This is a genomic window from Ktedonobacter sp. SOSP1-85, from assembly GCF_016587415.1.
In the GTDB taxonomy this organism is placed as follows: Bacteria; Chloroflexota; Ktedonobacteria; order Ktedonobacterales; family Ktedonobacteraceae; genus Ktedonobacter.
In genome coordinates this window covers 1,645,918-1,670,366 of sequence record NZ_BNJI01000001.1, presented here as the reverse complement: position 1 = coordinate 1,670,366, position 24,449 = coordinate 1,645,918, and the positions used below count along the sequence as shown (strand labels likewise).

Annotated in this window: 17 protein-coding genes; 7 read left to right on the top strand and 10 right to left on the bottom strand. The window is 52.1% G+C overall.

The window, feature by feature from the left end:
* Positions 1 to 222: 222 nt before the first annotated feature.
* Complete coding sequence (locus KTE_RS07115) at positions 223 to 1,599, bottom strand: hypothetical protein (RefSeq protein WP_201379842.1); 1,377 nt, start codon at positions 1,597 to 1,599, stop codon at positions 223 to 225.
* A 58-nt stretch (positions 1,600 to 1,657) separates the two neighbouring features.
* Positions 1,658 to 1,942 carry a hypothetical protein gene (locus KTE_RS07110; protein ID WP_236600313.1) on the bottom strand — a complete coding sequence of 95 codons (285 nt, stop codon included), beginning with the start codon at positions 1,940 to 1,942 and terminating at the stop codon, positions 1,658 to 1,660.
* 9 nt (positions 1,943 to 1,951) lie between these two features.
* Here KTE_RS07110 and KTE_RS49475 point away from each other — a divergent pair, with 9 nt between their 5' ends.
* Positions 1,952 to 2,083: a hypothetical protein gene (locus tag KTE_RS49475; protein WP_374226801.1), complete on the top strand. Its 132-nt coding sequence runs from the start codon at positions 1,952 to 1,954 to the stop codon at positions 2,081 to 2,083.
* A gap of 1,797 nt (positions 2,084 to 3,880) precedes the next feature.
* On the opposite strand, the gene KTE_RS07100 is transcribed toward KTE_RS49475, so the two are convergent.
* The 3 genes from KTE_RS07100 to KTE_RS07090 form a co-directional block, all read right to left on the bottom strand.
* Complete coding sequence (locus KTE_RS07100) at positions 3,881 to 7,189, bottom strand: chemotaxis protein CheB (RefSeq protein WP_201379838.1); 3,309 nt, start codon at positions 7,187 to 7,189, stop codon at positions 3,881 to 3,883.
* Between the two features lie 250 nt (positions 7,190 to 7,439).
* Positions 7,440 to 8,846 carry a Fe-S cluster assembly protein SufB gene (gene sufB / locus KTE_RS07095; RefSeq protein ID WP_305068541.1) on the bottom strand — a complete coding sequence of 469 codons (1,407 nt, stop codon included), beginning with the start codon at positions 8,844 to 8,846 and terminating at the stop codon, positions 7,440 to 7,442.
* Between the two features lie 1,179 nt (positions 8,847 to 10,025).
* Positions 10,026 to 11,057 (bottom strand): SRPBCC family protein, encoded by a 1,032-nt coding sequence (locus KTE_RS07090; protein ID WP_201379836.1) that lies wholly within the window; start codon positions 11,055 to 11,057, stop codon positions 10,026 to 10,028.
* A 1,022-nt stretch (positions 11,058 to 12,079) separates the two neighbouring features.
* On the opposite strand from KTE_RS07090, the gene KTE_RS07085 reads away from it, so the two are divergent.
* The 6 genes from KTE_RS07085 to KTE_RS07060 all read left to right on the top strand — a co-directional run bounded on the left by KTE_RS07085 (position 12,080) and on the right by KTE_RS07060 (position 17,886).
* Positions 12,080 to 12,625 (top strand): hypothetical protein, encoded by a 546-nt coding sequence (locus KTE_RS07085; protein ID WP_236600312.1) that lies wholly within the window; start codon positions 12,080 to 12,082, stop codon positions 12,623 to 12,625.
* A 27-nt stretch (positions 12,626 to 12,652) separates the two neighbouring features.
* Positions 12,653 to 13,480 carry a slipin family protein gene (locus KTE_RS07080; protein WP_201379834.1) on the top strand — a complete coding sequence of 276 codons (828 nt, stop codon included), beginning with the start codon at positions 12,653 to 12,655 and terminating at the stop codon, positions 13,478 to 13,480.
* Between the two features lie 353 nt (positions 13,481 to 13,833).
* Complete coding sequence (locus KTE_RS07075) at positions 13,834 to 14,742, top strand: PAS domain-containing protein (RefSeq protein ID WP_201379833.1); 909 nt, start codon at positions 13,834 to 13,836, stop codon at positions 14,740 to 14,742.
* 75 nt (positions 14,743 to 14,817) lie between these two features.
* Positions 14,818 to 15,621 carry a hypothetical protein gene (locus tag KTE_RS07070; RefSeq protein ID WP_201379832.1) on the top strand — a complete coding sequence of 268 codons (804 nt, stop codon included), beginning with the start codon at positions 14,818 to 14,820 and terminating at the stop codon, positions 15,619 to 15,621.
* Positions 15,622 to 15,882: 261 nt separating this feature from the next.
* The gene (locus KTE_RS07065; RefSeq protein WP_201379831.1) at positions 15,883 to 17,472 is read left to right on the top strand and encodes an ATPase domain-containing protein; all 1,590 of its coding nucleotides are present in this window, start codon (positions 15,883 to 15,885) and stop codon (positions 17,470 to 17,472) included.
* Between the two features lie 18 nt (positions 17,473 to 17,490).
* Entirely contained in the window at positions 17,491 to 17,886 is a 396-nt protein-coding gene (locus tag KTE_RS07060) for a response regulator (protein ID WP_201371319.1), read from the top strand.
* A 426-nt stretch (positions 17,887 to 18,312) separates the two neighbouring features.
* On the opposite strand, the gene rpe is transcribed toward KTE_RS07060, so the two are convergent.
* The 5 genes from rpe to tal form a co-directional block, all read right to left on the bottom strand.
* Positions 18,313 to 18,981 carry a ribulose-phosphate 3-epimerase gene (rpe, locus tag KTE_RS07055; RefSeq protein WP_201379830.1) on the bottom strand — a complete coding sequence of 223 codons (669 nt, stop codon included), beginning with the start codon at positions 18,979 to 18,981 and terminating at the stop codon, positions 18,313 to 18,315.
* 19 nt (positions 18,982 to 19,000) lie between these two features.
* Positions 19,001 to 19,747 (bottom strand): 6-phosphogluconolactonase, encoded by a 747-nt coding sequence (pgl, locus tag KTE_RS07050; RefSeq protein ID WP_201379829.1) that lies wholly within the window; start codon positions 19,745 to 19,747, stop codon positions 19,001 to 19,003.
* A gap of 168 nt (positions 19,748 to 19,915) precedes the next feature.
* Positions 19,916 to 21,193, bottom strand: coding sequence for a glucose-6-phosphate dehydrogenase assembly protein OpcA (locus tag KTE_RS07045; RefSeq protein WP_201379828.1), 1,278 nt, complete (start codon positions 21,191 to 21,193; stop codon positions 19,916 to 19,918).
* A 97-nt stretch (positions 21,194 to 21,290) separates the two neighbouring features.
* Positions 21,291 to 22,841 (bottom strand): glucose-6-phosphate dehydrogenase, encoded by a 1,551-nt coding sequence (gene zwf / locus KTE_RS07040; RefSeq protein ID WP_201379826.1) that lies wholly within the window; start codon positions 22,839 to 22,841, stop codon positions 21,291 to 21,293.
* A gap of 351 nt (positions 22,842 to 23,192) precedes the next feature.
* Entirely contained in the window at positions 23,193 to 24,323 is a 1,131-nt protein-coding gene (gene tal, locus KTE_RS07035; RefSeq protein WP_201379824.1) for a transaldolase, read from the bottom strand.
* Positions 24,324 to 24,449 lie beyond the last annotated feature (126 nt).

Here is a 24,449-nt window from a genome sequence, read left to right as displayed (position 1 = left end):
TCTCTCCTGATGAGGAGAGATCCCCTTTCGCGAGAGACGTGAACTGTTTTGTGTTAGAACATTTTTTCTTGATTGGTGCGTGTATCATACCATGATAGCGTTTGCATGTCAATGCGGAGAAATGTGCGCTTGTTGCGCACATTTGATCATGATTGCGCATCTATTTGATTACTGCTCTTTTGCTCCTTTCTGTCCTTGTTTCTCTCCTGATTTATTAGTCCCTTAATACGCAATAAACACAAAGCGTATATGCTGAGCATCTGGAAGAGCCGCAGTGTTAGAGAAGGAAACCGATTGTACGCCTGCTTGGGCTAACAAAAGGCTCTTGGCTTGGGCTTGGCTCTTGCCTGCAATACTGGTCTTCATGCGCTCCTGCTCTGCCTGTGAGAACTGATACACCCACACACCTGTTCCAGTCGCCTGTACAGTCATCGCTCCTTGTACCGTGGTGGTAATGTGAACCTCTCCGCTTGGTGTATACCCTGTCCGTAGCTGCTGCTTCGCTTGGGTGGTGAGTGCCTGGGTGAGGAGTGCTTGTAGGGCTTGGGTTTGGCAGACGATGCCTGTACACGTCTCATCGAGAGTGACATGGACGCTTGCGGCTTCCTCTCCTGGCTGGTGGTCGACGCTCGTCTTCTGCTGGCAGTGTAACGGGGTCACAAGCGTTTCGGTGGTCTGAACCTGCGTTTGCAGTGCTGCGGTAGTGCTCTGGTCAAGGCTGGCTTTCAGGCTCGCGCTTGCAGCGTCGATGTCGTGCTGCGTGATGGTCTGATAGTCGCGTGCGTCTTGTCCTCCGCTAAAGGCTCCGTTGACAGCGGAGATATTAACGCGACAACAGGGACCATAGATCGCGCCTGCCTTGAGGTTGCCTACTGGTCCTGCCTGGGTCGCGTGGGCGCTGACACTCGTCTGCCCAAAGGTGGGATAGCTTGCCGCGCTCACGGTAATACCCTGGTCAGTGACCACTTGCACCCCATTGGCTGTGGTAACAAGGGTTCCTTCTGGTATCGTCTGCGCATAGGTCGCTGCGTTGTAAAAGGTAATGTATCCGTGCGATGCCTGGGCGTCCTGGTGCGCTTTCCCGGTGGTGGCAACAGTACGCGCCTGGCTTATAGTGACGGTGGGAAGTACCCTTCCTGGCACCTGGTGATGGTTTGGGTCAGCGCTCCCGATTGTGATCGTCAGACGAGTTTCTATCGTGCGTGTGATTGGCACAAGCGTTACTGTCGTGGTCACCGTCCAGAGTGGCAACAGATATCCCAAACAGCTAACAACAAGTGTACAAGCGCATACTATGAGGCTGATAAACACAAGGGGGCGCATGTGCTTCCTTGCCCACGCTAGAGGCTTCCTCCCTCGTGGCTCTTGCTCCTGGTCAATGGGTGGGAAACTTTCAACGGTGTTGGCTGGCTCCTCTGGCTCTTGCTCCTCTCTTGGGTAAATGTGGATCTCAATGTCATACATGCGGCGCTCGCGGTCATACTCCTGGTTAGCCTCTATATGTGGTATGTCGTCCATCGTGTGCGTCTGCTGCTGCTGCTCTTGGTCAAGCTCGCGTAGAAGCTGGTCTAAGTCGTTCTGCATCTGCTTGTCTTGCATGGGGTTCCCTCCAACAGGAAGGGAAGAGTACAGGTTGATGAGACTCTTCCCTAAGACATCAGGCGTTTGGGATGCCATCCCACGGTGCTCTACAGGTGTCGAGGGGGCCGGCGCTAAAGGCGGTGTAGAAGAGAATCTCTTTGTTGAGCTGGTCGAGCTGGTCGAAGAAGCGTTCTGGGACAGTTCCACGCCAACGAATGACAATATAGCCATCGCCCGACGTGTTTGTTTTGCCATAGGAGACTAATATGGCTTGTACAGGGCGCTCTGCCTGGAATGAGGTTTGCAAGTTCAGGGCAAGTTGTTGACTGTCGCACAAGTCGCAGAGAGAGTACAAGTTCATGCCGAAACAGTGCGTGGCCGGATACGGTCGGGGGAGCTTATTGCTATTGATATCGGGAACGAATATCGCATTTCAATTGATGACTTAAATGATTTTTTACAACGTAGAAAAATAGGGAAAAGAAAAAACAAAGAGAGCTAATCTTTTTGATAGCTCTAATTTTTTGCAAACCCAACCTGTAGCCTTTGACCGCCAAGTTGCTCCTTTTGCCCTATCTCTTGGCAGGTCACTGAAATCCCTGGAAGCATTTAGAAGAATGTGTATGTTTTGTCAACATGCGAGGAAGTATTCTCGTATAACATCATGTGTGACATCAGTGAAATGGAAGAGGCCATCAGGCATGCCTGCACATCCCCATGGCTGTTTCTGTAAGGGAGGGACATCATAGAGCGATTACCTATGGGGTTCGTAATGGCTATAGATAGGGTTGGCTTACCGTAGGTTGCACATTCTACTCTAGCTAGAGAACAATAAAGAGGCTGAAGTGCTGCATTCTCACTTCAGCCTCTTTATTGTTCTCTAAAACTCCGTTAGAGGATAACAGTTATTCCCTTTTTCTCGAACAACTCATGGATATCACTCAGGATGCCCTCGACGTCGTGAGGTTCTATACGCTCACTTTCATCAATGAAATGGGATTGGCCTGACTCGATTTCCACGTTCATAGCAGATCAAGCCCGCAGTATGTGATATGGCTTCTCCCACTTTCAAGCCTCTCTCAAATTAGGTCAATGCCACTCCTTTATTTATCCCGCTTGAGAAAGTCATGTATAGTACCAGAAGATCTCTGGTTCCTCTACCCATCCGAAGTGACCATAATGGGGAATGATGGTATATGTGGTCGACGCATGGCTGAATGCATCTCTTGTTTCCTGAGCCCACACGATACCAAATGGGTCTGTGTCCCCAAAGAGGATCAGTAATGGACACGTTATTTTTGCGACCTGCTCTCTCAAGTCATAGTTTCCTATGGCATCCCAGGTCTGTTGACTCACTTCTGGAGAATATTCAATGGCATCGGAAAGGAAATGACGCAGGGAATCAGATGAAAATACATATGCGGTGAACTCCACTTTGCACATTTCCAATCAAAAACTGAGGAGAAAGAGAGGTTTCCAGGAACCATTCAATTATCAAATATACGTGCGCCCTTTCACGGGTAAAGGAGTTTCTCAAAAGAGATATGCTTGAGTAATGGCATAAGGGTTGAGCGGCATGCGTAAAGCCTCAGCAAGGCTTTAGGTGTGAAGCCCGCTGACAAAGGAGCTTGTGATCCTAGCCGAAAGGACCCAAGACCGAACCCTGTGACCTATGCCGACGAGAGAAACCTTCGTCCGAAGCGTCGTTAGATAAGACGGGTGAAATGGCTGACACACCCGACCCAAAATGGGATGGCGGCTGTCCGGCTATGTGTAAATTATGGCTGGAATTGCTCCGAAGTCCGCCCGGCGTATAGGAGGCGAGCTAAGGGTCACTAGAACTTCTTTACTTGGAATGGGGGAACTCTCAAACCGCTTTACTCGACAGAGACGCGAGAATGCTAGCGTGCGGCAGAGAGGGCGGAGGCGGCATAGTAACCGAACGCCACGCTGTAATGGCGAGGACATGGTGAAGGTCCGCCAGGGAAAGACGCTTGACGAGAGGAAGAATGGATGCAGTGAGGAAAGCAGATGACGGTTGGAGTAGTGGCATCATGTTCTCCAGCAGAGTGGGGGATGCCATGCAACAGGTTGTGCTGTGCTCAAACTGGTGCTCTTCACGGGGGCAACCCAAATCCACCACCTCATACGCAAGGGCCGAATAGGTCATGTCGAGTACTGGAAAGCGCAGTGCGGGGAAACTCGCCTGCTGCGTTTGGACGGGGGGAAAGGACGTAAGTCCCTACCTATCCGTACACTTTTTGCAACACGGCTTGTGGGACTGCTCTCCCCCACTCTCTTAGCAGATTCCTGAGGCTGAGCGCCCTGGAATAGTGAAGAAAAACGTTGCCCCTTCTCCAGGCACACTTTCTACCCAGATTTGTCCTCCTTGCTGTTTCGTGATTTCCGCCGCGAGATATAATCCCAGCCCCGCTCCAGGCTGCCGTTTCTGTTTGGTATCACTCACGCGGTAGTAACGCTCAAAAATTCTGGTCTGCAGGTCCTGCGGGATACCCTCGCCATGATCCTGCACACTCACGGTAACCATGTCTGCATCGCCAACAACTCTCACCTCAATAGATGCTGCCGACGGAGAATATTTGATGGCGTTTGTCAGCAAGTTACAGAGCACCTCCCCGGTGCGTGCTCGATCCCCGTAGACCTCCGAGTGGGTTTCTTGCGCAAACAAAATATGCTGGGACGGGGTTGTGCGCTCGATTTCCTCACAAATCTCTCGCACCAGGTCATCTATCGCAAACAACGCCGGATGTAGCAACAGTCTCCCCGTTTCAATCGCCGTCGCATCCAGGAAACCATCGATCAGACTCGCGAGCCCGTTCAGGTGTGCATCGACCTTTCCCAGTTGGGTAGTTGACTGCTCATCTCCCGCTTTCGACAAGCGCCTTTGAAGCATTTGTAACGCGAGTTTCGCACTCGCGATCGGAGTCTTGAGTTCATGATTGGCCATACCAAGCAGGGCGTCTTTCTGCCGCTCCAACTCTTTGCGCTCAGTGATATCTTCTATGGCAAGCAGAATCAGGGGGCCCTTTGCCGATTTGTGCTCATGCAAGACACGGCGGGCATTGAGCAGCATGACCTTGTGCCCGATGAGGGGAAAGGTGTGCTCTACCTCAAAGTCGTGGAAAGGCTGGTTGGTAGTGTGCACCTGTTCTAACAGCATCCGCAGGCGGGGAATGTTCCACTGGGCATTCCCCAGGTCGTAGAGGCAGCATCCTTCGGTCTCCCAGGGCTCGACCTTGAAGACTTGATAAAAAGCGTCATTAGCGCGCTCAACGTGCAGATCATCAGAGAGTACCACCAGCGGTTCGCGCACCGTCTCCACAATAGCGTCAGCACGCTCCTGGACAACTTTGAGCTGCTCGTTACCTGCCTCGAGTTCCTGATTGGAGGTGGTCACCTCCTGATTGGAGGTGACCAGTTCTTCCTGGGAGGCTTCCAATTCTTCATTGATGCTTTGCAGTTCTTCATTGCTGCAACGGATCTCCTCGTTGGCGGCTTGCAATTTCTCGTTGGCAGAGTCACGCTCTTCCAGCATCTCCTGTATTTCCGCCCGTGTGGTAGCCAGTTCCAGTTCCAGGGCCGCGATGCGTCTGGCTACAAGGCCACGCTTGCTCGTACGGTCTGTCTGCTCTCCAGACAGTGGTGTGGCAGGCACAGGAGGTGCCATATCTTCAAAGAGCACCAGGAAGTAGTGCTCGGCGGGCGGGCCTTTCAGCGGGATGACTGTCACGCGAATCTCTCTCGCCGTGCCAAAGGTAACTACCTGCAAGCCATCCTTCGTCACCGGGCGATTGTCCTTTCTGGCGGCATGGATGGCCATGCGCAAGCCAAGCCTTAGACCGTCGCGGGCCATTTTGAGCAGGTTCAAACTCGTTTTGCCAGGAGCCAGTTCCAGGTAGGGGCCAGTATGCCCGCGCACTTGCAGGATCTCCATCTCGGTATTGATGATCACACTGGCTGGGATATAGTTTGCTAGCAACAAGCGATCCGCCTCTTGCTGGATATCACCGTTTGGCGTTGTCTCCTCAGGCATTGGGGTGCCTCCTTCCTGTGGATTGCTGGCTGGCAATACTCCCTCGCTCGTTACTACACTGAGAGGAGGTCTGGGCTTACTGGCGTTTCTGGCATAGAGTTTCTGGCGACGCTCGACAGGAGTAAAGAGCCGTGATTGGGGATCGACGTTTTCCGAGACTCCCAGCAAGAGAAACCTATGTGGATTCAGCGCGTAATGGAAAATCTGGATTACCTTCTGTTGTAAAGCCGGTTCCAGATAGATGAGTACATTGCGACAACTCACCAGGTCCAATCGAGAGAATGGAGGATCTTTTGTCACGTTGTGTAGCGCAAAAATACACCGTTCGCGGATCGCCTGGCTAATGCAGTAGCTCCTCTTTTCCTGGTCGATCGGGGTGAAGAATCGCTCCAGGCGCGCGAGAGAGACCGCGCTCAACGCGTTCGCTGGATAGATACCCTTTCTGGCGCGTTCGAGTACCCTGGGATTAATATCGGTTGCCAAAAGTTGGACGGGGGGCGTTAACGAGCGCTCCTCCAGGAATTCAAGCAAGCAGATGACTAGCGAGTACGCTTCTTCGCCAGTGGAGCATCCCGGCACCCAGATTCTGATGGCATCTCCTGGAGTAAGATGCTGCACGATGTCGGGAAAAGCATAGAGGGTGAGAGCATCAAAGGCTGCTTCATCACGGAAAAAACTGGTGACAGGAAGCAGCGCATCCTGGTACAATGCATCTATTTCGGCAGGCCGCTCGCGCAGATAGGTCGCATACTCTGCAAAGCGCTCGACCTGCAGCACGGCCATGCGATGCAGAATGCGCCGTTTGAGTGTGCCCCGCTTGTATGTGAGAAAATCGACGCCTGTCTGTTGTCTGAGCACCAGGAGAATATTGGTCAGAGCTTGCTCCTCTTCCTGGAGTGTCTCGACCGATTCTGTAATCTGAGCCTGGGAGAGATAGGAGTGGGAACTCAGCCGGGTAAGTACGCTGGCAATACCCTCGGGTGGCAGTACGTGGTCGACACACCCGGCGGTGATGGCATTGTGTGGCATCTGCGGGAAGGCAGCGGAGTGTTCATCCTGTGCAAAGGTGATGCCTCCTTCGGCCTTGATCTCCTGCAGGCCCACGGTGCCATCGGAGGCAGTGCCCGAGAGCAATACTCCGATCGCTTGCTGGCCGCGTTCGTGTGCCAGGGAACGGAAGAACGTATCAATCAAGAAGGGCTGTCCGAGATCCTGTCGCCTGGGGGAGAGCTTGAGCGTGTCTTGCTTGAGTGTCATATCGGCTTGCGGGGGGATCACGTAGACATGATCCAGTTCCAGAATCATGTCATCCTGTGCTTCGTGGACAGGCATGGGCGCTATGTGGGCAAGCAGGGAAGGCAAGAGACTGGCGCGTGTTGGATCCAGGTGCTGGATCACGACGTAGGCCATGCCTGTGTCTACTGGCAGAACCCTGAGCAATTGGGTAAATGCTTCCAGCCCTCCAGCGGAGGCACCAATACCCACAACAGGGAAGGCTGGCTGTTCGGATGGTGACTCGTTGAAGGTGCTATTTGTGTCAAAGGTGGTATCCATGGTGTTCTCTCTTGGCGTCCTCTGTTTGTCTAGCATTTCCCTTTCTATCAGGACCGACCCAGTTGCACTTTTCTCTTTCTCTCTTCTCTTTTTTCATTATACTATCCGCCATGTGTCTGCCTATACATACAACGCTCTTCATGAAGTGAACCTGGTTCTGCGAATAATCTACAGAACCAGGTTCACTTCATCTGGTCATAAAAAACGAGCAAGGATAACACAAGTAGTGATCCCTGCTCGTTACTGCCGCTTAGCCGACGCTTCCCGACATCTCCAACTGGATCAGACGGTTCAACTCAACTGCGTACTCCATCGGAAGTTCCTTCATGATCGGCTCGATGAAGCCATTGACGATCAACGAATAGGCCTCTGCCTCATCGAGGCCACGGCTCATCAAGTAGAAGAGTTGATCATCACCGACCTTCGAGACGGTTGCCTCATGACCGATTTCAGTCTGGTTCTCCTCAACGCGAATAGTCGGATAGGTATCGGTGCGGGCGTGCTCATCGAGCAAGAGCGCATCACAGCGCACACTGGACTTGGTGTGGTGCGCACCCGGATTAACGCGGACCAAGCCACGATAAGAAGCTCGACCATTTCCTTTCGAGACCGACTTCGAGAGAATCTGCGACGTCGTGTACGGAGCAAGATGCGTGACCTTCGCTCCGGCATCCAAGTGCATCCCGTCGCTAGCGAATGCCACTGAGAGAATATCGCCACGAGCGCCCGGCTCCATCAATAGGACCGCGGGGTATTTCATCGTTACCTTCGAGCCGAGGTTCCCATCGATCCATTCCATCGTCGCGTCCCGGTATGCCACCGCACGCTTTGTCACGAGATTGTAGACGTTCTTCGACCAGTTTTGGATGGTTGTGTAGCGAACACGGGCACCTTCCATCGCTTTAATTTCTACGACGGCGCTATGCAGACTGTCGCTCGCATAAGAAGGTGCGGTACATCCTTCCACATAGTGAACATAAGAGCCTGGGGCAGCGATAATCAACGTGCGCTCGAACTGGCCCATGTTCTGAGCATTGATACGAAAGTAGGCTTGCAAAGGAATTTCCACCCGCACACCCTCTGGCACGTACACGAAACTGCCACCACTCCACACAGCGCTGTTGAGCGAGGCAAATTTGTTATCGGACGGCGGAATAACAGTGCCGAAATGCTCTTTCACGATGTCGGGATACTCGCGCAGAGCCGTATCCATATCAGTGAAAATCACACCAAGCTTTTCAAGGTCGGCCCGCATCTTGTGATACACGGCTTCACTCTCATATTGCGCCGTGACACCTGCCAGGAACTTCTGCTCAGCCTGCGGGATACCAAGTCGATCAAAGGTCTCCTTGATTTCCGCTGGAATGTCATCCCAGGTCTTTCCCTGTTGGGCAACCGGTTTGATATAGTAGTAAATGTTCTCGAAATCGATTCCCGACAAATCAGCCCCCCAGGTTGGCATGGGACGCTTCTCGAAGAGGGCCAGGCTCTTGAGGCGGAATTGGCGCATCCAATCAGGCTCGCCCTTCATTTCGGAAATTTGCTCAACAACCTTCTTACTTAGTCCTCGTTCAGATTTGAAGACATACTTTTCTGCCATGTGGAATCCGGCAGTATACTCCTGTTGTTCTGTACCATATACCTGAGTACTCATCATGCTTTGCTCCATCTCACATCGCTCTTCGTACAGGAAACTCGGTGTTCCCTTTATCGAAGCTCTGGCTTCTTTGCTTCCATTTCATGTATTCATATGTGTGTTGCGCATCAGTGCCATCGAGGGGATAAGCAGTCACTTCTCTTATGGGAGAACTTCATCTTTTGGCACCCGTCTTTCCAGGTGATATTGAGTGATCATATACCCAAAGGACCCCAAAAAGATGACAAGGATGAGTATTAAAGGGATGAGCGGTTGCATGTTGGACTCCTTCTCTGGCATGTTTCTCTGTGATGGTTGTATGAAAGAAAGGTTGCCAGAATATGTTCGTACAGAATGCGCATTTTTGCCTGGAGCGTATTGAGATTGCTATCCATTGACCAATCGATGCTGAAAGGCTCGTAGAGGGCAAATCTCCAATGAATTTATTTATTTTTACTAAAGATATAATACCATATTTTTGAATTTTTGTCTATTTCTGTTAAATTTAATGAATTGTATAATAGTTGAACTTTATGTGAAATCAGTAGAATTGAGGCCATATTGCATAGATTTTATATTGTATTTTTCTTAAAAAGAATATCTACTAAAAGTAGCTCATAGACCCTCCCATGAGTCAAGCCGCTCGCACCATGTCCCTCGTAACTCCCAACGCTCTGAACATCCCTTTTCTCTTCAACAAACACGAGTACTACAATGGCCGTGTTTGCAATCTCGCGTTTGTGTCTCCTCTGTTCCTTCAAATAATGGGAAAAGGGAACCAGAACATTCTTGCCGATAAACCACTTCCTGAAAGTGGTTTATCGGCAGGAGCAGTGGCGCGATGGCGTGATGATGGCAGTATATCCGAAGCCGAGGCGATAGTGCGTTATGTTCTGTGCCGTGTTTATGTTTGAGGCGATCGTGGTTCTGCTGGTGTTCTTCGCGCCTCCTGCGATTTGTGTGGTGCAACAGTATGCAGCGTGCAATGGCTAAGCAGCTGGAGGCAGAGCGTGAGAAGCGGAGAAAGAAGAGCTTGCTATCATGATGATCTTTTCCGCTTGAAAACCATCAGAAGTGAGGGTGGTCTGACCATCTACGTTGGCCCGTCGGGAGGCATTGGAAGGAGTGCGCTGAGAGGTCATTGGTCTCTTAGAGCACTCCTTCTGGCATCCTTTTGCTTTTGACCCTTAAGCGTCATACTCACCTCGTCTCATCCTCTAATGATCGCCCTCGAATAAGATTTTTCCACTGCGATTCAGCTTTCTCATCTGCTGCTGACGCTGGCATCTCAGCTTTCTCATCTGCTGCTGACACTGGCATCTCAGCTTTCTGCGGTCTCAAGGATCGTGCCGTCATTGGGCCTTCTTGATGTTGGGGAAAACGCTCATGTCTTGCATCTTGATCTCCAAAGGCCGTACGCTCCATCGATGCATTTCTTCCCCCTATGGTATCACGCACCGGGTCTAACTCATGTTTGATACCTTCTTGCTGCTTTTCTTTCTCCCTCTTTTCATGTGATTCTTGCAAATCCGCCACTCTTTGCCGCTGCAAAGCCTCATATTGCATTCTCGTCGCGTCCTGCATTTGTTGTCTTTTTAGATCCACTCCTGCTTGCTTAAACTCACTCTCTCGCTTTTCCTCCTCCCGCTCATTCGCCACTTTTTTCTCTCTCTCTCGCAGGTGCTCTGGAGACATCATGGGGTCGTCCTTCATCGACGTCCGTTGTCTCTCTGTCGTCTTTCCTCTTGTAAACGCACTCTCTTGATGAAACAGGTAGTGCGACAACATTGGGTCTGCTGTTCCCCGGGGCGCCTCCTCTACCATTCTCGTGAAGTTCTGCATCTCCTTTTCCAGTATGGTTTGAAAATGGCTATCTATTCCCAACCATTCTGCAATTCTCCCTACGATACCCATCGGAGGTATATGGCTAATAAAGACATCCACTAATGTCTGATCAGGTCCTAGGGAAGTAAACTTGACCGTACCCCTATTCTGCAAACCCTTTATCGATCTCCAGCCCACCTGCCGCTCAGGAATCCAGTTCTCATTCACTGCATCCCACTCTTGTTTCCCTCCTACCTGCACCACCCAATGGCTACGTTGGGGGTCATAGTACGTCACCTCCTGAACAAAACGCATATACTTGGGGAAATCATGAAAATGTGTGAAGAGTGCATAGACATTCTTCACTGAATCAGGTACAAGTACTGTTACATGATGCTCACCCATCATTCCCTCCCTCTCACTTTACCAATGCTATGAACGACTCAGATTCCCTCCTCCTCCCTAAGGATGCCCATTTTAATCGGGAGTATGTTGGGATTGCTGTTCGTCGATCAATCGATGAAGAAAGGACTCTTCTCTTAGAGAGCACCTCTTCAATCATCACTACAACAGGTTTGCTTCTTACTTTATAAAAAATAATACTATGCTTTCATTCATTTGTTTATGGTATTAAAAAATACGCATACCGTTTTTATTGAAAATGATGGCCTTTTGAAAAATAGTTTTTAGTAAACATATAGTTCTTCTTGTTGATCATGTTTCTCGCCTGCATAAATTTTCTTGTTTGCTATTTGCTCTCCCCTTAGACGGGAAGAAGTAGCTGTCGAGATAAAGCCAAAAGGAAGCTATCCAACACGCTAATGGTTTCTCTGGCTGAGAAATTCGAGGTGAACGTTGTTTCCACATTTCCAATTATCCACCCTTAAGAAACGCAGCAAAATCGCTCGTTCGCCATGACGATATTGCTCAATAATTGAATTTTTCTATAAAAAGCGGTGAAATCATAAATATTACTGTTGGACTCTATATTGTATTTTCCCCAAAAATAGTGTATGCTAAAGGTAGCTCATAGATCTTTCCATGAGTCAAGCCGCTTACACTATGTCCCTTGTACCCACCAATGCTCTGAGCCTTCCTCTCTCCATTTAGTAAGCGTGATTGTTACAATGGTCATGTTTGCGCTCTCGCGTTTGTGCCTCCTCTCTTCCTTCAGGCATGTGCATCTGGAGGAGAGAAATACAGGACTGCATGATTATGGAAATCTTCATTCTACCCTTGCTACCCTTGCTACTCTTCGTGCTCCTGATAGCCCTTCTCTGGCTCAGGGAGATACAGGATCGGCGCCAACGAACCCACCGAAGAAAACGATATACTCTATCCGATGGCGCCGTTTCATGAGTCTGCTCCCAGTTGACATACCTTCAGCAGAAGAAGCGCTCCTCTTCTTGGTCACAAGAAAGGCAACACCTATGAGGATCATTCAAGAAACACACGCGCCAATCAAGGCGATGGGAAACGCACAACCGAATGAGCATACAGAAACAGTAGTGGCCGTTCAATGCGCACCTCAATCTGTGCGGTACTCTTCTGCGAGAGAAGGCATTGCAAGCAAAAACAACCTCGCAGAGGCGATCAGGTCGGATAGGCATGCTCAAACTCAGTTTGCTTACCCAGCGTGGCCAACATCTAAGCCCGGACCACAGGTCACCTCCCCTCTTCCAGGGCAGAAACCACACCCCAAGCGTACTGACCAGATGGTCTATGACTGCTATGATCAGGAGCAAGGAAGACCATGCGTTTCTCCTGCAACCCGGACTGTGCGGAAGATGAGAGGCAGGGTCTACCTTCCTGATGACAACTTCCTAGAGGTGATTTCTGAAGCTGAGGCAGTGGAACGCTGGCGTGAGGATGGCAACGCATCTGAGGCCGAGGCAATAGCGCGTTGGCTCGATGATGGCGGCACATCTGATGCCACGTTTGAGATGGGAGAGCTTTTTCCCCCCACCATAGTGTAAAACTCTAACGCCATCAGGAGGCTTGCCATGACTTTCTTTACCGTGTTTGTGTTCGGGATCATTGTGGTTTTGCTGGTGTTCGTCGCGCTTTCTGCGATTCGCATCGTGCAACAGTATGAGCGCGGCGTGATCTTTGTGCTAGGACGCTTAATCGGAGCCAGGGGTCCCGGACTCTTTTTAGTTCCTCCACTCATTTCTCGTATGAGCAAGGTTGACTTGCGTATTATCACGCTTACAGTGCCCCCGCAAGAGGTAATCACTCGTGATAATGTGACGATCAAGGTGACGGCGGTCCTCTACTTCTATGTCGTCGATCCAATAGCGGCCATCGTCAATGTGATGGACTTTAACCAGGCAACCACGCAGATTGGTCAAACGACCTTGCGCAACGTTCTCGGACAATCGGAACTGGATGAGCTATTGGCGCAGCGCAATAAAGTCAACCGTGAGTTGCAAGCCATCATTGACGAGCAGACGGAACGATGGGGAGTAAAAGTGACCGCGGTCGAGATCAAGGATATTGAGTTACCTGCCACTATGCAGCGTGCCATGGCCAAGCAGGCAGAGGCAGAGCGCGAGAAGCGCGCGAAGGTGATTCATGCTCAGGGAGAATTACAGGCCTCGACACAGTTGGCTCAAGCCGCTGAAATTATTGGCTCACAGCCTGCTGCGCTACAACTGCGCTACCTCCAAACGCTGACAGAGGTCGCGGTGGAGAAGAATTCGACGATTATCTTCCCGCTGCCAATCGATCTGATTGAACCAATGTTAAAGATGACACACCAGAAGGCGGACAGGGTGGTACGTGAGCCACCCAACGATGTTCCTCTGACGGAGTTCTCTCTCCCGCGTTAGATGGCTTCTGGAAGTCGTCATTATCATGGAAGCAACGCTGCCACGAGTGTGCCTCGAAAGAGCATCTTTCTGGTAGCTCCCAGGTGAGAGAAGCGAAGAAAGATGCGCTTGCTATTGAAGAAGCACTCATTAGAACGGCATTAGTAACGCAGAAACTCGAAGCGTGTGAGCGGCTACAACCCGAATTTGAGGCAAGTCTTTGCTTCATTCAGGACGTACATGGGCAGCGGCGCTTCTCCGCATTTCCTGTTGCTGAAACTGTCCACTATCTTCATGCCCTCTGGATCTGTGCATGTAAAGACCACCTCCTGAATGTCTCGAAGCATCGTGGACGATATGAGGGAAACGTTTGCTTGGAACTCTTACGTGGTTGGCAGGAGGGAAAGACGGCTCCGGTGGTGGCATTCCTCGAGCGAAAATTGGATGGGTTAGCTTTTACTGGTCTCACGCGTAAGATCGAGAAGGCCGCAACTGCTCGCCCTCCTCATGAAGACCTGGCCCAGCGCCTTGCCCATGGTCGTCTCATCTTGTTGAATCGGAGAATGAACTTGCTACGAGCCTTAGACGCCATTTTCGCGCTGTCAGAGAGTGATTTGTTGCAGGAAGTGCATGCTGCCAGTGTGCACTATGGGCATTCTCCTCAGCAAATTGAGCAACAACGAGCCCAACAAGACGATACTCTTTCCTCTTCTGTCCTCCATCCGCTCCTGGCGCAACGGAACATGGTAGTGATGAATACACTTGGCATCCATGCCATAACGCAGCAAGCTGCTGGAGGGAGAGCACCTTCGTGGAGTGTTGTCACACCAACGGACCCTTCGCGCCCCTTTGCTGAGTATCTTATGAGCGCATATCAGGAACAGACGGCACCCTCGCAGAGCGTCCAGGTGCAGGGAGAACTCCTTGCGCAAGCACATGATGCCATCATCATTCATAGGCCAGACGACCGTATTCTCGTCTGGAATCAGGGAGCGGTTGCGCTTTATGGCTGGACCGAGCAGGAAGCTATCGGGAAGAATGTTCACACCCTTTTGCGAACCCGCTTTTACGCGTCGCGTGAGGCGGTCGCTCTCGTCCTGGCCACACGTAGACACTGGCAAGGGCAGCTCACCCAGACATCGCGCGGTGGGAAACGCTTGATCGTGGATAGTCACCAGATCTTCGTGCCTGCGAAGGCTGGTCAAGCAGCGGTCATCGTGGAGATGAACCAGGATATCACCGAACGAGAACAGTCAAGAACAAGCCGAAGCGAAGGCACGTGAGCTCGCCTTGCAGGAAACAGCACGCCAGTTACGCTGCCTTTCGCTCCTTTAGAACACGTATGATGAAGGGAGAAGATGATGACAACGACCATCCCATTTTCTGAACAACAGAGTGAACACTGGCTCCTTGAGAGGACCTATCACGCACGATTGCGCGATGGTCGGGAGCTTTTTGTTCTCGACTTCACACGGGCCATGAAGCAGCTCACTGATGTCGACGTTCCTCTTTCTTCGCAGTCCTGGAAATCAAAGCTACCAGAGTGGTTGTCTGCAAAGAAGAACACCAACGTTTCCATCCCAATCTCCACCTGGATGGAAATCTCACCAGAAGAAGCATGTACCAACTACCAGGAAGGAAATCCCGTTCTGCTCTATGGCGAGCATCGGTGGGAGCATTTGAAAGAGGCCTCTGAGACATGGAGGCCAAATAGAAACGTGTGCACCCTCATTTATGGAAACGCCAAAGAAGTGCCTGAGGTCGTCTCTGGGATTGAATATGCCGTCTGCTATCTCGACCCCAAACGAGGCCATGCTGCGAATGCTTCCTGGAGAGCCTGGTTCTCTTCGGACGTTGCCACGCTTCTTCATGGCAACACGCACATCTTCCTTCGCCCTTGTATACAGTTTCCCTATACGACCCATTACACCGTGATTGCAGCTGATGGACACATTCAGGAGTATGCGGGCAGAGCCGGGGCAATACAGGGCTTTGCTCTCCTGGCATCACAGGAGGTGCATGACCAGAGCGATCTCCACAGCATCTTCCCCCAGTTCTGCTACTATCATGAGATCATATGTCCAGATGGTGTCTACCGCATCGAATTTTTTGGTCCCCGAATGAATGAGCAGGGATACAAGTCCATAAATGATGAGTTTTAGACTTCGGTGTGAGCGCAACTGGGAGCGAAGCAGGAACAACGAAAGATGTGGTAAGGCTATGCATGCATACATTTTACTACATTAATTGGAGCAGTGAACAAAGAGGTAGAGACCACCTGATGCATTTTTTCCCTCCATGCGACCACGCTTCAAGGACGCCAATCATATCGCATGGACGTGATGCAAGCAACTGTCCTCTCATCAAACGAGAAACCATGTGATATACTGTAGTATCTGTATTTGTCGAGTGAGAAAGAGAGCATGATGGATTCGTTTCCCCCTGATGCGACATCGGTCCCGATGGTTCCTCCACCATCACCACTTGAGCCGACAGGGATCCCTCATTTGGATCTGGTGTTAGATGGAGGGTTTCCAAAAGGAGCATTAACGGTTATTCTTGGACCACCTGGAAGTGGGAAAACCACGCTTGCCAGTCAGATCGCGTTCGCCGCAGCTCAGCGTGGGGAGAAAGTTCTCTTTTTGACAGCACTGTCTGAACCAACGACAAAGCTCTTAGATCATCTGCGTTCCTATAGCTTCTTTGCGCCAAACCTCGTTGGTCGCACTGTACAAGTGTTCAGCTTGCAGCAATTTTTCCCACCGGAAGGTCCCATAACTGGGAAGGCGATTGTGGCAGAAGTGCATCGTATGAAGGCGAGTGTCGTGGTGCTTGACGGCTTTCAAGGGTTACGTGGCGAGGAAACCGATTTTGTTGCCGCCCGCCGTCTCCTCTACGATCTTGGAACACAATTGAGTATGTTGGGCACAACCTCACTCGTCACAGCGGAGGCAGATCCCCGCGATACAACTCTCTTTCCAGAGATGACCACTGCGGATGTGCTCATCGGGCTCTACAATACATTGCTCGGCGTACGCACTCATCGGGCTCTTGAGGTGCTCAAAGTACGAGGAAAAGCTGCATTACCAGGCCTCCACGGTTTGGCGATCAACGAGACAGGAGTACACGTTTTTCCTCGATTGGAAACCCGCCTCAGGCACCCGTTCAAGGTGGGCTGGAACAAGAAAACGCTCTCAGTGACGCCAGCGAAACGAGCGACCTTTGAATTGCCCGAACTCGATACCTTGCTTGGCGGTGGCCTGACCCGGCGAACAGGGACGGTCCTGATTGGGAGTCCAGGAGCGGGCAAGACACTTCTCGCGCTCCAATTTCTCCTTGCTGGCGTGGCAGAGGGAGAACCGGGAGTGTTTCTCGGATTTCGAGAGACAGCGGATCAGTTGGTTCAAAAATCGGAGGACTTTGCGTGGAGCCAACAGTTGCAGCACGCTTTGTCTGCAAGAGGGGGATTGACCGTCCACCACTGGGATTCGGTTGAATTGGACCCCGATTATGTCGCCACAGAGGTGCTTGCTGCATTAGAGCAAACAGGTGCACGGCGTCTGGTCATTGATAGCATTGCTGAATGGGAGCGAGCCATCCAAAGGAGCAGTGGAGCCGAACGTGTTCCCGATTATCTCGCAGCATTCCTGAGTCTCTTACGTGAACGGGGTGTGACGCTGCTTGCCATCAAAGAGCCAACGCAAGGCGTCATCACGCAACCGGATTTCTCCGTGAATGAACTGACGGTGCTTGCAGAAAATGTGGTGTCCATGCAGCACCTCATCTATCAAGGGAAACTCCATCGCATCCTCTCCGTTCCGAAGATGCGCTTTTCCGCCCACGATGAAACGCTCCGTGATTTTCTGATTGCGACGCCCGAGGGGGTGCGTGTGCTGGCACTCAATGAGAGTGAACGGGACATCTTGATCAAATTAGCAGAGCAGCAAGCAGCAACCCAACGGAGGGAGCCCCCCCCACAGAGGAGTTCCCCTTCAGAGCAAGAGCAACACTAAGAAAGCAGGATGTAACACTTGCATGAGGAAATATACGAACCACCCATCGTCTTGATCGTTGACGATGATATCCCGATTACCGAAATCCTGACGGTGGTGGTCGAGAGCCTTGGGTACCAGTCACTGGTCGCCTTTAATGGACAACAAGCGCTCGATCTCGCCCGTGAGCACTGGCCGGCGCTTGTGCTCACGGACGTGATGATGCCCATTATGGGGGGGATTGGTGTGGTGCAAGGGTTACGTGAGGAAGCAAGCGCAAGGGGAATTGCGCCGCCGCACATGGTACTACTCACCGCAGCCGACATGTGGCCTGAGTTATCTTTGCTTGTAGACGCTCTCATCTCTAAACCATTTAAGTTGCATCAGCTTGAGCAACTCATACACCGCTTCCTTCCCTCACCTGCATCCTCCTAGTTTCTCTCCTCACGTGGATACCTTCTCTGCTTGGAGTTGCCCTAATGCAGTAGAAGCCAAGAACAGAAGGAAGGTTTCCTTCTCCTAGAAATTGAAGCGTTCATCATGAGAGAATTCAAAAGAGACTGAAGTGAAACCGCACCGCTTCAGCCTCTTCCTCCTTATTCTCCAGAACTTGGTTAGATTGCGACCGCTATTCCCTTCATCTCCAACAACTCTTGGATGCCGTTCAGTAGCTTCTCCAAGTCGTGAGGTTCTAGAAGCATACCTTCATCAAAGCTACAAGGATGGTTTTTCAGGTTCAAAACCTTGTCATAAAACGCTATAAAAACTAAACTCTAGTTTAGTATACAAGCAAAAGACCCTCCCAGGTATACCCTGGGAGGGTCTTTTTGCGTACGAGCATGAGCGTGGGAGGGGCGCTGTTTAGAGCTTCTCGCTGGTTGCGGCTCGCTGTAGGCGCTCAATGGCTTGCTTGACCGTTTCGCGCTGGTTATAGACAGAGGAGCCGGCGACGAGAAGATTGGCTCCCGCCTTGACAACGCTTGCCGCGGTCTTCTCAGAGATACCGCCATCGACCTCGACATCGCAGGAGAGGTGACGCTCGGCCAGCATGCGGCGCAGCTCAACGATTTTGGGCAAGGTTTCAGGGATAAGCTCTTGGCCTCCAAAGCCGGGATTAATCGTCATAATAAGCACCATATCGAGCAGCGAGAGCATATCCTTTAAGAGAAAAACGGGAGTGGAGGGATTGAGCGCGACGCCGACCTTTTTTCCAGCGGCTTTGATGTGTTGGATGACGCGGTGCAGGTGCGGGCAGACCTCCTGATGCACGATAATGACATCAGCGCCTGCCTGGGCGAAGGTCTGAATATAGTCCTGAGGATTGGTGATCATCAGGTGGGCCTCCAGGGGCAAGCTGGTGCTGCGGCGGACCGCCTCGACCACCAGGGGACCCATCGTGATGTTGGGCACAAAATGCCCATCCATCACATCGATCTGAATACGCCCGGCCCCACCCGCTTCGGCGTCGCGGACCTGCTCCCCAAGACGGGTAAAGTCGGCGGAGAGAATGGAAGGAACGATCTCGACCATGCTTCTTTTTCCTTCCTGCTTACGCCTTATGCGTGAGTTGTGAGGCCGCCGCGGTATCGAAGAGCCAGGTCACATCACCCTGTGTGGGCTGGACTAGCTGCGCTGGATACTCGTCGGGGTTGCGTGCCCCTTCAATGACTTCTTTGACGGCTTCTGCCTTATCCTGGCCCGTGACCAGGAAGAGCACATGACGCGGAGCCTGTAAGACAGGAGGCGTAAGGGTCAGGCGCGCAGGGGGGGGCTTGGGCACGCTCACAGGCATGACCAGGCGCTCACGCTCCTGGAGCGAGGGCTGATGTGGGAAGAGGGAGGCCGTATGGGCCTCGGGTCCCATGCCTAAGAGAATCAGGTCAAAGGCGGGAGTGCCAGATGTGCCAAAGACGCGGCGCATCTCCTCAGTATAGGCTTGAGAGGCTGCGTCGCGATCCTTCTCCTCGGCGTGCATACGGTGAATCTGGCTGGCGGGAATGGGAACTTTGCTCAGCATGGTGTCCATCGCCAGGCGGTAGCAGCTATCCTCGCTCTCGGGCGGGACGCAACGCTCGTCAGACCAGAAAATATCGACCAGGTTCCAATCAATCTGGCTGGTGTAGGGTTCGGCGGCGAGCAGTTTATAAAGTGCTTTAGGGGTATTGCCGCCAGAGAGCGCAAAGGTGAAGCGCCCATGAGAGACGATGGCTTCTTGCGCGACTTGAATAACGTAGCGAGCCGCTGCCTGGCTGAGTGTGTCCAGACTGGAGTAGACGGAGATATGTCTATTTTGCATGTTTGTTTCTCTCCTACAAAGCTGACTGAGTAGTACACGATGTGCAATTTTTTAGCATGACGCGTGACGCCCCGCGCCTGCGGAGTTCGCCCTGGTATGTGGTGAGGTGCAGTCTGGCAACCACTGGCTGCCAGACTGCACCTCACCACATACCAGACGTGCCTGTTGTTATTCTACAAGAAGTCTATAGACTTCATTGAGCGCGGCCTCAAAGAGGCGATCATGTCCCAGAATCTCTAGCTCATCGTGCAGCAAGGTGCTGGCTATGCGCGAGGAACTTTGCCCCAGGCTAACGGTGCGTTGATGGCGTGTGCCTTCGGGGAGCTCGACCGAGGTGATCGCATATTCCGCGCCATCGGCGCGATCAATGGCAAAGGTCGCATGTTTATCATCGAGGGTACTTAAGATACGGACCAGGCAGAGTGAACCAGGTGTGAGCGCGGGTTCAACGCGAGGGCGAATGGTAATACTGCCACGCCCACTATGAACCAGGAGTTCATCTGCGCCTGGTAATTGGAGCTTGCCCGTGGCGTGTGATGTATGCCAGGAATGCTCGCCTGTCTCTGGATGATGCTGGTTCCGTTCATTAGCGGTATCGATCTGCCAGTTCAGGCTCTTGAGTAGCCAGGCGGAAAAGAGGAGAGCGCGCGTTGGATTGACGGTAGGAGTTGTGGGACTGCTGCCGTTTGCGCCAGTGGTATCCCTGGTAGGTGAAATGGCGTGCTCAATCTCTATGTGATAGATGCCGCTCAAGTAGTCTTGATAGGCGGGCACATCGAAAAATTGCGCGACCAGTTGACGCCAGGGCGTGATGCGCCCCCAATTAAGATCGCTGAGTGCCCAGCTGGAGTTCTCTGCCGTATCTGCAAGATACGCTGCCAGGCGAGCCAGGCTATTCTCTGGCTGAAGGAAGCTTTCGGAGTCGACAATGACGCGATTGCTTGTCTGAGCCAGGCGTGAAAAGAGGGTCTCATCACGGGGCGGATCCTGGAGCCACCACAGATAAATGGGAAGCTCTGGTTTGAGTAAGGGCTGGATGATCGTAGCTGCAGAGCGAAGAGCGGACCCACTGAGCATGATCGTAATCTGTTCAAAGTTGTGGCGCATGATATCGGAGATGATTGGAAACGAGCGGAGGGTCACCCACGTGCTGACCTCGGTAGGTGAACTCTCGCTGGTATCAAGGATGAGCAGTATGACGCGCGCGATATGGGTACTACAGAGATCGCGAAGAAGTGAGCTAGCGCGCTGTGCTGTGGCTATGTCCGGTGCACAGATGACAAAATTGAGGACACTGGCGCGCACATTTACGTTCTGGCTAATGCGCACGTTGTCGGCGGACAGGTGCCAGAGTGAGGTGAGAATCTCCTCGGCTTCTTCTATGCGTACCGGTTTACCTGCCCAGGGGAGATGCACGCCTGGATTTTCAAAGGATGCCTTCGTCATTCCCGTTCCCCTTCATCAAAGTGAACTTCATTGTTCATGTGGACTGCGTTGTGCTACATCTTTTATCGCTACAAACTCAGCATACAGGCTGTTATAATCAGGGACGGCGCCAGCGGAAGCCATCGCGCCAGATGAACTCATCGGAGCCCTGTGGTCCCCACGTACCAGACTCATAGGTATGAATGGTGGCAGGTGACTCGTTCTTCCAAGCATCAAGAATGCCCTGTACAAAGGTCCAGGCGGCCTCTACCTCGTCGCGGCGGGTGAAGAGGGTTGAGTCGCCGAGCATGGCATCAAGCAAGAGGCGCTCGTAGGCCTCGGGTTGCTCGCGTACGAAGGATGAGCCATAGAAGAAGTCCATATTGACCGAGCGAATCTGCTGATCGGTACCTGGTACCTTGGCACCGAATTTCAAGGAGATGCCTTCATCTGGCTGGATACGCAGCGTCAAAACGTTTGGTTCGACCTGCCCCTGAGCATCATTCTGCTTGAAGATCATCAGAGGTGGCTGCTTAAATTGAATGGCGATCTCTGTGACACGCTTGGGAAGGTGTTTGCCTGTTCTCAGGTAGAAGGGAACGCCTGCCCAGCGCCAGTTGTCAATGAACAATTTCATAGCAACATAGGTCTCGGTGGAGGACGCTGGTGAGACACCGTTCTCGCTCAGGTAGCCGCCGACCTGGTGTCCACCGACATAGCCAGCCGTGTATTGGGCGCGTATCGTGTTTTGGAGGGCCTCGCGACCAGAGAGCGGCTGAAGCGCATGGAGCACTTTCACCTTTTCGTCGCGGACCGCGTTGGCGTCAAAGGCAATGGGGGGTTCCATGGCTACCAGCGTCAGCAACTGGAGCATATGGTTTTGAATCATATCGCGGATGGCGCCTGACTCTTCGTAGTAGCCGCCGCGGCCCTCAATGCCAATATTCTCGGCAACAGTAATCTGGACATGATCGATATAGCGCCGGTTCCAGATGGGTTCGAAGATGCCATTGGCCAGGCGGAAGACCAGGATATTCTGGACGGTCTCTTTCCCCAGGTAGTGGTCAATGCGATAGATCTGATCCTCTTTAAAGACCTTACCGATCTGGCGGTTCAACTCGCGAGCGGAAGGGAGATCATGACCAAAGGGTTTCTCGACAATGATGCGCGTCCACCCTTTACGGTTGCGGTTGAGACCAACGGCCCCCAGGTTCTGAATAATGGTAGGATACTGGCTGGGTGGCGTGGATAGGTAGAAGATGCGATTGCCACTGGTGCCCCGCTCCTGGTCAAGGCGGTTGAGTAGTGCCGCGAGTTTCTCATAGCCTTCTGGCTCGTGGAAGTCGGATTGCAGGTAGAAGATGCCATTGGAGAAGCTCTCCCAGACCTGCTCGTTTACTGGCTTCTGACGAGAAAACTCGTTGATAGAGTCGAGCGCCTGTTTGCGAAAGACCTCATCATTGTAAGGACGGCGTGCGAATGCCACGACAGAAAAGCCTGCGGGCAGGGGATGTTCCAGAGCCAGGTTATAGAGCGCTGGCAGCAACTTGCGGTGAGTCAGGTCGCCGGTAGCGCCGAAGATGACCATCACGCATGGTTCTGGACTCTGTTTAATGCGTAGCCCCTCGCGAAAGGGGTTGGGCGCTTCGACTACGCTACGCTGAGGCATGAGTGTAATCTCCTCATTCAAGAATGTGTAATCTAAGACATGTAATCTAAGATCGTGTTGTCAAACTCTGGTAACGCCGGTCTCCTGGTGCTTGTTAGTCCAGCAGATAGTTCGTCTCTACAAGAAGTATAACCCCTCATGGTAGCATCTGGCTACCTGCCATGGAGAAAAGAACCGGTGATAAGCGAACTGATGTAGTGAAATACTTTAGTATATACCCGCGCGAGGTGCGCCTGAATTTCTGTGCTTGTTCTTCAAGAAAGTCTATGAAGAAACGCAGCAGAACAGGGCAGGGATAATGTATCCCTACCCTGGCGCCTGGAAGGCGTCTATTGGTGCCTGTGCAGGCCTCTAGTCAGCAACCTGCTCTTTGAGTGCCTGCTTCTTGCTCTTAATACCAGCGAAGAGCTGGTGGAAAGAGTCAATGAACTTCTGGACCCCTTCGTCCTGCAATTGCTTGGTGACCTGGTCGTAGTGGATACCATTCTTCTCCAGCTCATCAAGCGTCTTCTTCGCGCCCTCGATATCGTTCTCAATGGTGTTTTTGACGATACCATGGTCGCGGAAGTTCTTGATGGTGTCAAGAGGCATGGTGTCAACCGTATCAGGGCCAATCAGTTCCTCGGCGTAGAGGACGTCGCGGTAGGCCGGGTTCTTGGTGCTGGTGCTGGCCCACAGCGGACGCTGCACATGCGCGCCCGCATGCTTCAACGTCTCGAAACGAGGGGTGTTGAAGAAGCGTTTGAAGTCCTGGTAGACGAGACGCGCGTTGGCGATAGCGGCCTTGCCCTCAAGCTCTTTGAGCGAGGCATCGCCACCGGCCTTGATCTTGTCCTCAAGTAGCTTGTCGACCAGCGTATCAACGCGGCTGACAAAGAAGCTGGCGACCGAGGCGATGTGGCTGATATCCTTACCCTCGCTGTTGCGCTCCTCGAGTGCGCGCACATAGGCATCGACGACATCAGCATAGGACTGCAACGAGAAGATCAAGGTGATGTTGACATTGATGCCTTTGCGTAGGGTTTCATAGATGGCGGGAATGCCGGCCGGGGTCGCGGGGATCTTGATCATCAGGTTGGGGCGCTCGACTATATTCCAGAAGCGTTCAGCCTCTTTAATCGTGCCCTCGGTGTCGTTGGCGAGCTCTGGAGAGACCTCCAGGCTAACATAGCCATCCTTGCCCTCGGTACGATCATAGATAGGTCGTAGCAGGTCGGCAACGGTGCGGATGTCCTGAATCACCAGGTCCTCGTAGATCTCGTTGGAGCTTTCGCCCTCTTTGATGAGCTGCTGCATCTGCTCGTCATAAGCATGACCGGCGCTAATGGATTTCTCAAAAATGGTCGGGTTGGCGGTAACACCAAGGATGCCATCTTCTTTCAGCATTCTCGCGAACTCGCCAGAAGCGATCTGGGCACGGTCGATATTGTCGTACCAGACGCTCTGTCCCTGGTCTTGTAACTGTACCAGTGGATTGGCCATTACGTTCTTCTCCTTATATGATGGATGTACGCTTGCAAGTACACATATTCATCAAGCTTGTATCTGTTGCCCTCTAAATCGTACTACCAAAGGCAACCCATTTGTCAAGTAGATATAACAGGTATT

Bases quoted from the DNA above. Each gene is read 5' to 3' on its own strand.
- KTE_RS07115 (WP_201379842.1), bottom strand. From the start codon at position 1,599: ATGCAAGACAAGCAGATGCAGAACGACTTAGACCAGCTTCTACGCGAG.
- KTE_RS07110 (WP_236600313.1), bottom strand. From the start codon at position 1,942: ATGAACTTGTACTCTCTCTGCGACTTGTGCGACAGTCAACAACTTGCC.
- KTE_RS07100 (WP_201379838.1), bottom strand. From the start codon at position 7,189: ATGGATACCACCTTTGACACAAATAGCACCTTCAACGAGTCACCATCC.
- sufB (WP_305068541.1), bottom strand. From the start codon at position 8,846: ATGATGAGTACTCAGGTATATGGTACAGAACAACAGGAGTATACTGCC.
- KTE_RS07090 (WP_201379836.1), bottom strand. From the start codon at position 11,057: ATGATGGGTGAGCATCATGTAACAGTACTTGTACCTGATTCAGTGAAG.
- KTE_RS07085 (WP_236600312.1), top strand. From the start codon at position 12,080: ATGAGGATCATTCAAGAAACACACGCGCCAATCAAGGCGATGGGAAAC.
- KTE_RS07080 (WP_201379834.1), top strand. From the start codon at position 12,653: ATGACTTTCTTTACCGTGTTTGTGTTCGGGATCATTGTGGTTTTGCTG.
- KTE_RS07070 (WP_201379832.1), top strand. From the start codon at position 14,818: ATGATGACAACGACCATCCCATTTTCTGAACAACAGAGTGAACACTGG.
- KTE_RS07065 (WP_201379831.1), top strand. From the start codon at position 15,883: ATGATGGATTCGTTTCCCCCTGATGCGACATCGGTCCCGATGGTTCCT.
- rpe (WP_201379830.1), bottom strand. From the start codon at position 18,981: ATGGTCGAGATCGTTCCTTCCATTCTCTCCGCCGACTTTACCCGTCTT.
- pgl (WP_201379829.1), bottom strand. From the start codon at position 19,747: ATGCAAAATAGACATATCTCCGTCTACTCCAGTCTGGACACACTCAGC.
- KTE_RS07045 (WP_201379828.1), bottom strand. From the start codon at position 21,193: ATGACGAAGGCATCCTTTGAAAATCCAGGCGTGCATCTCCCCTGGGCA.
- zwf (WP_201379826.1), bottom strand. From the start codon at position 22,841: ATGCCTCAGCGTAGCGTAGTCGAAGCGCCCAACCCCTTTCGCGAGGGG.
- tal (WP_201379824.1), bottom strand. From the start codon at position 24,323: ATGGCCAATCCACTGGTACAGTTACAAGACCAGGGACAGAGCGTCTGG.